General features: G+C 66.5%; 14 protein-coding genes. 7 read left to right on the forward strand and 7 right to left on the reverse strand.

The features are described 5' to 3' along the window. Positions 1–8: 8 nt before the first annotated feature. Positions 9–644, reverse strand: a complete 636-nt coding sequence (locus P1X14_RS16460; RefSeq protein ID WP_277316490.1) for an HAD family hydrolase — start codon at positions 642–644, stop codon at positions 9–11. Continuing rightward, complete coding sequence (locus P1X14_RS16465; protein ID WP_277316491.1) at positions 641–913, reverse strand: DUF3572 family protein; 273 nt, start codon at positions 911–913, stop codon at positions 641–643. The genes P1X14_RS16460 and P1X14_RS16465 overlap by 4 nt, the downstream gene beginning before the upstream one ends. Before the next feature lie 36 nt (positions 914–949). Here P1X14_RS16465 and P1X14_RS16470 point away from each other — a divergent pair, with 36 nt between their 5' ends. Next, complete coding sequence (locus tag P1X14_RS16470) at positions 950–1,321, forward strand: response regulator (RefSeq protein ID WP_277316492.1); 372 nt, start codon at positions 950–952, stop codon at positions 1,319–1,321. 130 nt (positions 1,322–1,451) lie between these two features. Here P1X14_RS16470 and rpmG read toward each other — a convergent pair whose 3' ends face one another. Next, entirely contained in the window at positions 1,452–1,619 is a 168-nt protein-coding gene (rpmG, locus tag P1X14_RS16475; RefSeq protein WP_277316493.1) for a 50S ribosomal protein L33, read from the reverse strand. Between the two features lie 157 nt (positions 1,620–1,776). On the opposite strand from rpmG, the gene P1X14_RS16480 reads away from it, so the two are divergent. Continuing rightward, positions 1,777–2,340, forward strand: coding sequence for a TMEM165/GDT1 family protein (locus P1X14_RS16480; protein WP_277316494.1), 564 nt, complete (start codon positions 1,777–1,779; stop codon positions 2,338–2,340). A gap of 54 nt (positions 2,341–2,394) precedes the next feature. Here the strand turns inward: P1X14_RS16480 and P1X14_RS16485 are convergent, their stop codons facing one another. Next, positions 2,395–2,709 (reverse strand): hypothetical protein, encoded by a 315-nt coding sequence (locus P1X14_RS16485; RefSeq protein WP_277316495.1) that lies wholly within the window; start codon positions 2,707–2,709, stop codon positions 2,395–2,397. An 83-nt stretch (positions 2,710–2,792) separates the two neighbouring features. After that, a complete protein-coding gene (locus tag P1X14_RS16490; RefSeq protein ID WP_277316496.1) occupies positions 2,793–3,608 on the reverse strand; it encodes a metallophosphoesterase in 816 nt (271 codons plus the stop codon). Positions 3,609–3,654: 46 nt separating this feature from the next. Here P1X14_RS16490 and P1X14_RS16495 point away from each other — a divergent pair, with 46 nt between their 5' ends. From P1X14_RS16495 to P1X14_RS16515, 5 genes are read left to right on the forward strand one after another with little or no spacing between them, the layout of a single operon-like run. After that, positions 3,655–5,238, forward strand: a complete 1,584-nt coding sequence (locus P1X14_RS16495; RefSeq protein WP_277316497.1) for a cisplatin damage response ATP-dependent DNA ligase — start codon at positions 3,655–3,657, stop codon at positions 5,236–5,238. A 27-nt stretch (positions 5,239–5,265) separates the two neighbouring features. Then, positions 5,266–5,694, forward strand: a complete 429-nt coding sequence (locus tag P1X14_RS16500; RefSeq protein WP_277316498.1) for a hypothetical protein — start codon at positions 5,266–5,268, stop codon at positions 5,692–5,694. Then, positions 5,691–6,524 carry a DMT family transporter gene (locus P1X14_RS16505; protein WP_277316499.1) on the forward strand — a complete coding sequence of 278 codons (834 nt, stop codon included), beginning with the start codon at positions 5,691–5,693 and terminating at the stop codon, positions 6,522–6,524. The genes P1X14_RS16500 and P1X14_RS16505 overlap by 4 nt, the downstream gene beginning before the upstream one ends. Before the next feature lie 39 nt (positions 6,525–6,563). Further along, the gene (locus P1X14_RS16510; protein WP_277316500.1) at positions 6,564–6,998 is read left to right on the forward strand and encodes a hypothetical protein; all 435 of its coding nucleotides are present in this window, start codon (positions 6,564–6,566) and stop codon (positions 6,996–6,998) included. Between the two features lies 1 nt (position 6,999). Beyond that, positions 7,000–7,599: a YdeI/OmpD-associated family protein gene (locus tag P1X14_RS16515; protein WP_277316501.1), complete on the forward strand. Its 600-nt coding sequence runs from the start codon at positions 7,000–7,002 to the stop codon at positions 7,597–7,599. A 50-nt stretch (positions 7,600–7,649) separates the two neighbouring features. On the opposite strand, the gene P1X14_RS16520 is transcribed toward P1X14_RS16515, so the two are convergent. After that, a complete protein-coding gene (locus tag P1X14_RS16520) occupies positions 7,650–8,282 on the reverse strand; it encodes an NAD(P)H-binding protein (protein WP_277316502.1) in 633 nt (210 codons plus the stop codon). Positions 8,283–8,560: 278 nt separating this feature from the next. Then, the coding region (locus tag P1X14_RS16525) for a cold-shock protein (protein WP_277316503.1) at positions 8,561–9,151 on the reverse strand (591 nt) is incomplete at its 5' end.

Here is a 9,151-nt window from a genome sequence, read left to right on the forward strand (position 1 = left end):
GTCAGCGGTCAACCATCCTGAGCCGCAGCGGTCAACCCCGCGGCGAACCGCGACGCGATCCAGCTCCGCGCTTCCTGCCAGTCGTCGATCCGGGCATGCGCAAAGGGCGCGGGCGGCACATGCGGCGCCAGATCCGGCTCGGACACCATATGCAGGCGGAACACCTCGGGCGCATGCTTCGCCACCGATTCGTGATGCACCGGCAGATCGTCGACGAACACCGCGACGCTGGGCGCATATTCCTCGACCAGCCGCGCGACCGGGCCGCCCTTCCCGCCCTGATTGCATTCGACCCGGTGGACGATGCCGTGCGCCGCCAGCTGATCGATGCGGTGCTCGCGGCAATGGTCGCCCAGATTGGTCAGCACCACGATGTCCGCCACCTGCGCCAGATCGGCCAGCGCCTCGCGAGCGTGCGGCACCAGCGTCTGCCGGCCCATCTCGGACGGGAAGAAGCCGTTGATCAGCCCCCACATATCCTCGCGCTCGACCCGGCTGCCGTCGGCGCGGCGCGTCATCGAATTCTCGAAATGGCCGCCCGCCATCGCGAAATCGATCGCATGCGCTTCGTCCAGCCACACGCCGAAATGGCGCACCATATGGAGCAGCACTTCGTCACAATCGGTGATCAGCAGGGGTTTCATGCGTGCTCCAGCGTCGCGCGCGCCGCGACCAGTTCGGTGGGTTTCACGTCCAGCGCAGCGGCGCAGGCGATCAGATCGGGTTCGAATGCCTCCAGAAAGCCCAGCGTGGCCGCCAGCAACGCCGGATCGCCTGCCCGCGCGCGCAGCTCGGCCGGGTCCAGCCCGGTCGTGTCGAGCAGCCGCGACGCCCGCGCCGGATCGCCCAGCGTCCATACCAGCGCGGAAAGCGCCAGCGCTTCCGCCGTGGAGTTTGTCTCGCTGGCCGCCATCGCCTAGAAGCATCCCGAAATCATGAGGTTCTGCGCGTGGCAAAAAGGGTGCTCGTTGTCGAGGACAACGAACTCAATCTGAAGCTCTTCTGCGATCTGTTGCGTGCGCACGAGTTCGAAGTGGCGCCGGTAAAGGACGGTCGCGAAGCCGTGGCGCGTGCGCGCGAGTTCGCGCCCGATCTGGTGGTGATGGATATCCAGATGCCGCACGTCACCGGTCTCGAGCTGATCCAGCAGATGAAACTGGACGCCGATCTGCGCGCGATCCCGATCATGGCGGTGACCGCCTATGCCGGTCATGAGGACGAGGATCGCATCCGCACCGCAGGCGCCAACGCCTATGTCTCCAAGCCGATCAGCCTGGCGCGCTTCATGGAAGAAGTGCGGGCGCTGGTGCCAACCGGCTGAAGCCGGATTTCAAAAAAGACGTTCAAACTGAAAAACCCTCCTCCCGCACGGGAAGAGGGTTCAGCGCGGCGCGGGATTCGCATCCCGGCCGATTCGCTGCAAAGCCGGCGCGCCGAAGCGCGCACGCGGCTTACTTGATCTTGGCTTCCTTGAACTCGACATGCTTGCGCACGACCGGGTCGTACTTGCGGAACGACATCTTCTCGGTCGTGTTGCGCGGATTCTTCTTCGTGACGTAGAAGAAGCCGGTGTCCGCCGTGCTGACGAGCTTGATCTTGACAGTGGTCGGCTTGGCCATGACCCGAAACCCTTGATTCAGTAAAAAAGGAAAAGCGGCGCGCAAGCGCACCGCTATCAGGCGGGGCGGATGCGGCAACCGACTCCAAAAGTCAAGCATGTGAGTCGATTCGTCTCTCATGCGCCCTTAACATTATGCGGTTAGGGTGCCGCTTACCATGGAAGCCCTTGTTCCCGCCTTCATCGCCGCGCTGCTGACCCAGCTGGGCGAGCGGCCCGCGATCCTGACCGCGATCCTCGCCGACCGCTATGGCCGGCCGCTGACAGTCGCCTTCGCGGCGGGGCTGGCGCATGCCGCGCTCAACGCGCTGGCGGCGCTGGGATCGATCGCCATCGCGCCGACGCTGACCCCCAACGCCCAAGCGCTGTTTCTCGCGGTTGCGCTGGTGATCGGCGGCCTCGGCGCGCTGTTCCCCGCAAAGACGCCCGACCGGCTGGAAAGCTGGGGCCTGGGATCGCTGTTCACCGCCTTCCTCGGCGTATTCAGCCTGGCGCTGGGATCGCAGACCCAGTTCTTCACCCTGGCCTTCGCGGTCCGCGGCGAGCCATGGTTCGCCTTTGCCGGCGCGGCCGCAGGCGCGTTTGCCGTCGCCTTCGTCGCGGCGGTGATGGGTGAGGCGATGTGGCAGCGGATCCCGTTCCGCCCGTTCCGCTGGTTGGTCTCCGCGCTGTTCCTTGTCGCCGGAATCGTGATCGGCGCAGGCGCGTTGCGCCTCATCTGACGAAAAGGGCCGGGCGTGACCCCGGCCCTTTCGCTGTTCTTCGGATCGCAGCGCTTACTTGATCGCCGCGAGATGGGTCTCGACCGTCTTCAGGATCTCGTCGGTCAGCGCGCCCTCGGAATAGGGCTGCACCTGACGCAGGCTCATGCCCTTGAACATCTCGTACGACGGATGCGGCAGCAGGGCGGGCACGTCGGCGTCGAGCACAGCCTTCGCCTTGGGATCGGCGGCCAGCACTTCGATCGGCGTGTCGAGGTTGAACTTGGCGGCCGGTGCCGTGGCAGGCGCAGGGGCCGGAGCCGACTGGGCCGAAGCGGCGGCGGGGATCATGAATGCAGCGGCGGCCGCAGCGGCGAGAACGAACTTCATCGGGCAACTCTCCAGCATAAGTGGAGCCCCCGCTCCACGCTGTGCGAGTCGTACCGCGATTCTGTGGCGCCCGCGAGACCGATTCAGCGCCCGCCCAGCGTAATCATCCACCAGTCGGGCGGCGCGCCGAAGCGCAGCGGCAGGATGCTGGTCCCAAGTCCGCCGGTGACGATCACCGCCCGCCCGCGATCGACATAAGCGCCGCAGGGGAAGCGGCCATTGCCCGGCAGGCCAAGCTGGTCGCGCCCGGGGAACATGATCTGTCCGCAATGGGTGTGACCGCCCATCACCACGCTGAGCGTCCTGGGCAGACGCGGTGCCACCTCGGGGCCGTGGACCAGCAGGATCGCCGGCCCCTTGGCGCGCTTCCCCAGATCGATGACATGCTTCAGATTGCCATGTCCGGTCAGCCCGTCGCCCATGCCGACCAGAGTCAGCACGCCGACCTTGACCGCTTCATCGTCGAGCACGCGCACGCCGGCTGCGGTCAGCGCCGCCTCGAGCTTGGTCGCGTCGCGCGAATAATCGTGATTGCCCAGCACCGCATAGACACCCAGCGGCGCCAGCAGCCTGGCCAGTGGCGCGGCCAGTTCGGCATCGGGATATTGCCGCGTCGAAAGCCCGCGATCGCCGGTGATGTCGCCCGCGATCAGGATCAGGTCGGGATGCTGGGCATTCACCTGCTCGACGATCCGCGCCATCCGCTCGGGCGGCATGTCCGGCCCCTGCATGTGCAGATCGCTGAGCAACGCGACCCGCAGCGGCGCGGTGCCTTCGGGCCAGTCCTGCATCTTCACCGTGATCCGGCGCAGCACCGGATCGGCGAGCGAATTGGCATATCCCCATCCGGCCAGCACCAGGATCACGAGGAAGACGAAGCCGAGCATGCGGAGGAACATCGCGCCCACACTAGCGTAGAGCGGGCATGACGGCCATCTTCCAATGATGCGCGCCTTTGCCGACCTGCTCGATGGGCTGATCTACACCCGCTCGCGCAATGCCAAGCTGCGCCGCATCGGCGATTATCTGAAGACCACGCCCGATCCCGATCGCGGCTGGGCGATGGCCGCGCTGACCGGCGGGCTGGATTTGCCCGCCGTGAAACCCGCGCTGATCCGCGCCATGGTCGAGGAACGCGTCGATCCCGTGCTGTTCGCGATGAGCCGCGATTTCGTCGGCGATTCGGCCGAGACCATCGCCCTGCTCTGGCCCGAACCGGCCACCCCGCCAGAGGAAAACGCGCCGCTGCGCATTTCCGAAGTGGTCGATACGCTGTCGAAACTCTCGAAATCCGATGCCCCCGCCGTCCTCGCGTCGATGCTCGACCGGCTCGACGCGGACGAACGCTTCGCGTTGCTCAAGCTCGCCACCGGCGCACTCCGCGTTGGCGTCTCCGCACGGCTCGCCAAGACCGCACTGGCGCAGGCGTTCGGGCTGGAGGTCGATGCGGTGGAGGAGGTGTGGCACGGCCTGATCCCGCCCTATGCCCCATTGTTCGACTGGGCCGAGGGCAAGGGCGCACAGCCCACCTCGGAGAATGTCCCGGTCTTCCGCCCGTTCATGCTCGCCCATCCGCTGGAGGAAGCAAGCGTCAGCCTCAACGATTATGCCGCCGAGTGGAAATGGGACGGCATCCGCGTCCAGCTGGTCCATGTCGCGGGCGAGACACGCCTCTACAGCCGCGCGGGCGACGACATCACCCACAGCTTCCCCGAACTGGCGGCGGCCTATCGCACGCCGGGCGTGCTCGACGGCGAATTGCTGGTGCGCGGCGAGGCACAGGGTGGAGAGGGCGGCGCGGGCAGCTTCAACGCGCTGCAACAGCGGCTCGGCCGTAAGGTGGTTTCGGCGAAGACGCTGGCCGAGTATCCGGCCTTCGTCAGGCTCTACGACATTCTCTTCGACGGCCGGGAAGACCTGCGCGAGCTGGGCTGGTCCGCGCGCCGCCCCCGGCTGGAGGCATTCGCAGCGGGTCTGGACCCAGCCCATTTCGACGTCTCCGCCCTGATCGAAGCGTCTGATTTCGCCGCACTGGAGGAAATCCGCGCCGGCGCACGCGACGCCGCCATCGAAGGGGTGATGCTCAAGCGGCGGGACTCGCCCTATGTCCCCGGCCGCCGCGCGGGCCTGTGGTACAAATGGAAACGCGATCCGCTCACCGCCGATTGCGTGCTGATGTATGCCCAGCGCGGCAGCGGCAAGCGATCGTCCTTCTATTCCGACTATACCTTCGGCGCATGGAGTGAAGCGGGCGAACTGCTCCCCGTCGGCAAGGCTTATTTCGGCTTCACCGACGAGGAGCTGAAATGGCTCGACCGGTTCGTGCGCAACCACACGCTCAACCGCTTCGGCCCGGTGCGCGAGGTGGAGAAGAGCCTCGTCCTAGAAGTCGCATTCGATTCGATCCACGAATCGAAGCGCCACAAATCCGGCCTCGCCATGCGCTTCCCCCGGATCAGCCGCATCCGTACCGACAAGCCCGCGGCCGAAGCCGATACGATTCAGACGATGCGCAAACTCGTGACCTGATCGCCGCTGGCCGCCATAAGACGTTTCATGAGCGATCCGATCCCGATTCCGCGCCTCGCCGCCGCCGTGCTGCTCGGGACGCTGCCGGCGCTCCTGTTCGGCGTGGTCGTCCTGGCGATCTGGTCGGAAATCGACTCGCTCGATACCCTGCGCCCGACCGGGGTGTTCGCCATGTTCATGATCGGCGCGGCCGTCTTTCCCGGCATCCCGGCCGCGGCGATCTTCCTGCGCGATCCCGAAGCGTCGACGCTTCGCTGGACAGTCGTGGGCGCGGTCAACGGCCTGATCGCGATCTCGCTGGTCGAGATGTGGATCTTCGGCCTCTCGGCGCCGCTGATGCTGCTCACTTTCGCTGGTCCGCTGATCCTGATGCTGAACGGCGCCACGCTCGTGCTGGGCGCACTGGCCGGGCTGGGCGCGCGTTACGCTGCCACCTGGCTGACGAACGGCCAGTGACCGCGACCTGGCTTCCGGCCGCCATGATGATCGCGTCGGGATCGATCCACGCGGTCGTCAACGCGATCCTGAAGGGCGGCAAGGACAAGATGGCCGGTCGTGCGGTGATCGACGGATCGAGCGCGATCATCCTGTTGCCCGCCACCCTGTTCGTGCCGCTGCCCGATGGCGCGTGGCACTGGCTGGCGATCACCGCGGTGCTGCACTGCTTCTATCTGTTCGCGCTGGTCCGCGCGTTCGAGACCAGCGATTTCTCCGCCGCCTATCCGATCCTGCGCGGCACGGCGCCGCTGCTCACCGCCGCGCTGGCCATCGGCGTGTTCGGCGAACCCGCGACATTGCGTGAGCTGATCGGCATCGCCCTGATCGGCGCGGCGATGTTCGTGATGGTGCTGGGCAAGCATATCGACCGCAAGGGCCTGGGCTGGGCGCTGGTCACCGGCGTGCTGATCGCCTGCTATACCGTGATCGACGCGAACGGCGTCCGCGCCGCGCCGACGCCGATCAGCTTCATCGTGTGGATGTTCGTCCTGATGGGCGGACTGACCGTGGCGATGTTCGCTACGGTCTCGCGCGGCCGCATCTTCGTCTCGGCGCGCAGCCAGTGGCGCGCGGGCGCGGTCGCGGGCGCCCTGTCGATCCTGACCTATGGCCTCGCGCTCAGCGCCTTCGCGCTCGGCCCCACCGCGCCGCTGGCCGCGCTCCGCGAAACGGGCATGGTCACCGCGCTGGTCCTGGCGACCCTGTTCCTGAAGGAACGCGTGACCCTAGGCCGTGCCATCGGTGTGCTCGGCATATTGGCCGGGGCGGTGCTGATCCTGACGCGCTGAGCGCTTGCCAGCCAACCGATGCCGCCGCATCCTGCCACCATGACCACGCCCCCCGAACCGATCGATCCGACCCGGCTCGCCACTGCCATCGTGATCGGCACACTGTTCCTCGCCGTGCCCTTCTCGATCATCGGCATGGCCGCGGCCTATGGCTATCCGGGCTGGGCAGAGATCGGGGTGAATACCGGGATCAAGAGCGTCAGCTATGCGCTGATCGTCACCGCGCTCGCCATGCCTTTCGCGATGCACCGGCTGCGCGATCCGGCGCTGCGACCGCTGCGCTGGGCCTATGCCGGGCTGATCGCGGGTGTCGCCGGATCGGGGCTGCAATCCACGCTGATGGTGTTCGGCTATTTCGGCTGGATGCCCGACATGGCGCCGCTGATCGGCATCGCGATGGGCGTGGGCGCCGGCAGCGGACTGGTCGCGGCACTTGCCGCCTGGGTGGTCCTCAAGCTGTGGTCGCAACGCTGACATGGCGCCGGTTCCGGTCGATCCCGCCAAGGTCCGCGAGTTTCCTGACGCGGATGCCTTTTACGACTGGCTGAGCCGGCATCACGACCGTCAGGACGAATTATGGATCAAGATCCACAAGGTCGCCTCCGGCCTGCCCTCGATCACGCCCAAGGAAGCGATCGACGTCGTGCTGTGCTGGGGGTGGGTCGACGCGATCCGCAAGAGTCATGACGAGAGGAGCTTCCTCCAGCGCTACACCCCGCGCACCCGCAAGAGCATCTGGAGCAAGATCAACATCGACAATGTCGCCCGCCTGATCGACGAGGGCCGCATGACCGAACACGGCCTGCGTGAGGTCGATGCGGCCAAGGCCGATGGCCGCTGGGACCGCGCCTATGGCAGCGGCAAGGACATGAAGATCCCCGACGACCTTCAGGCCGCGATCGACGCCGTGCCCGCGGCAAAGGCGATGCTACCCAAACTCACCGAGCAGAACCGCTTCGCGCTGGCCTTCCGCACCCACAATATGAAGACCGAAGCCGGGCGGAAGAAGAAGATCGCGGCATTCGTCGACATGCTGGCGCGCGGCGAGACGATCTATCCGCAAAAGGCGCGGTAGGCGGTACCCACACTCAAAATCCTCCTCCCGGAGGGGGAGGAATAGGGGACTCAGCCCATATCCTCATTGTGCCTGATATGGACGCCCGGCGGCCCCGCAATGGCGGCTTCGACAAGAGCGGCCGCGACCATGCTCGCAGGGCTGACGCGCAACCGCCGCGGCAACAGCGGCGCCAACATGCCGAATCCGATCAGCGCCATTCGTTCGCCAGCACGCGCCGGTTCGCGAAGACCGTCCAGCACGCTCGGGCGGAGGATCGTTAGCGACGGGAAGCCAAGTTGCTTCAACGCCACTTCCAGCTCGCCCTTGGTACGCGGGTAAAGCAGCCGCGAACGCGGATCTGCGCCGAGCGACGAGGTCAGTGCGAAGCGCGTCGCCCCATGATCCCGCGCATGCTTCGCGACCGCCAGCGGCGTGTCAAAGTCGATCGCCCGGAACGCTTCAGCCGAACCGGCAACTGCGCGCGTCGTACCGAAGGCGCTGATGACCCCATCGACCGCCCACCACTCGGCATCGCCGGGCAAGGCAGCGAAATCGACGGTGACATTTTCCAGCTTGCCGGCAGGCGGGATCGGACGCCGGGTCAGCGCCACGACCTTGCTTACCCGCTGGTCGGCAAGCGCCAGCTGCAGCGCGAGCTTCCCGACCAGTCCCGTAGCGCCAAGGATCAGCAATCTGGTCATGCTCGACTCCCCGCCGCCGTACCGGATTAAGTAGCCTAGCCCCGCAAGGCAAAGGGAGCCAACTCATTCAGGCGCAACCCAAGGCCCTTCCCCAGCGAAGGCTGGGGCCCAGTTGCGGGACGTGCGTTGGAGAGCATCGAGCGCCGTTACGACCACCTTGGCAACTGGGCCCCAGCCTTCGCTGGGGAAGGGCATTTATTGGAAAGATACAAATGCCAAAAACAAAAGGGCCGGAGGTTTCCCCCCGGCCCCTTGTTTCATCGTTCAGCTGAAGAAGATCAGCTGCCCGGCGTCAGGTTCACTGCCGCATACTTACCGCGACGGTCCACCTCCAGCTCGAACTCGAGCCGGTCGCCTTCGTTGAGCGTCGGCATGCCGGCGCGCTCGACGGCGCTGATGTGGACGAATGCGTCGGGCTGGCCGTCGTCGCGCTGAATGAAGCCGAAGCCCTTCATCGCGTTGAAGAACTTGACCGTGCCGGTCGCCTTCTCGCCCGTCAGCTGACGCTGCGGACCACCGGCGCCACCGCGCGGGCCCGCATCGCGGTCACGCGGCGGACCGCGGTCTTCGACTGCCATCGGCTCGCCATCGATCTTCAGGTCGGTCGCCGAAATACGGCCGCCGCGATCGACAAGCGTGAAGCCCATCGGCTGACCTTCAGCCAGACCGGTCAGGCCGGCCTGCTCGACTGCCGAGATATGAACGAACACGTCTTCGCCGCCGTCATCACGCACGACGAAGCCGAAACCCTTCTGGGCGTTGAAGAACTTGACCACGCCAGTCGCTTCACCAACGACCTGCGGGGGCATGCCGCCGCCACCGCCGCCGCCGCGGCGGAAACCACCGCCGCCGCCGCCGCCGAAGCCGCC

Source organism: Sphingomonas sp. AOB5 (assembly GCF_029433115.1).
Classification (GTDB): Bacteria; Pseudomonadota; Alphaproteobacteria; order Sphingomonadales; family Sphingomonadaceae; genus Sphingomonas.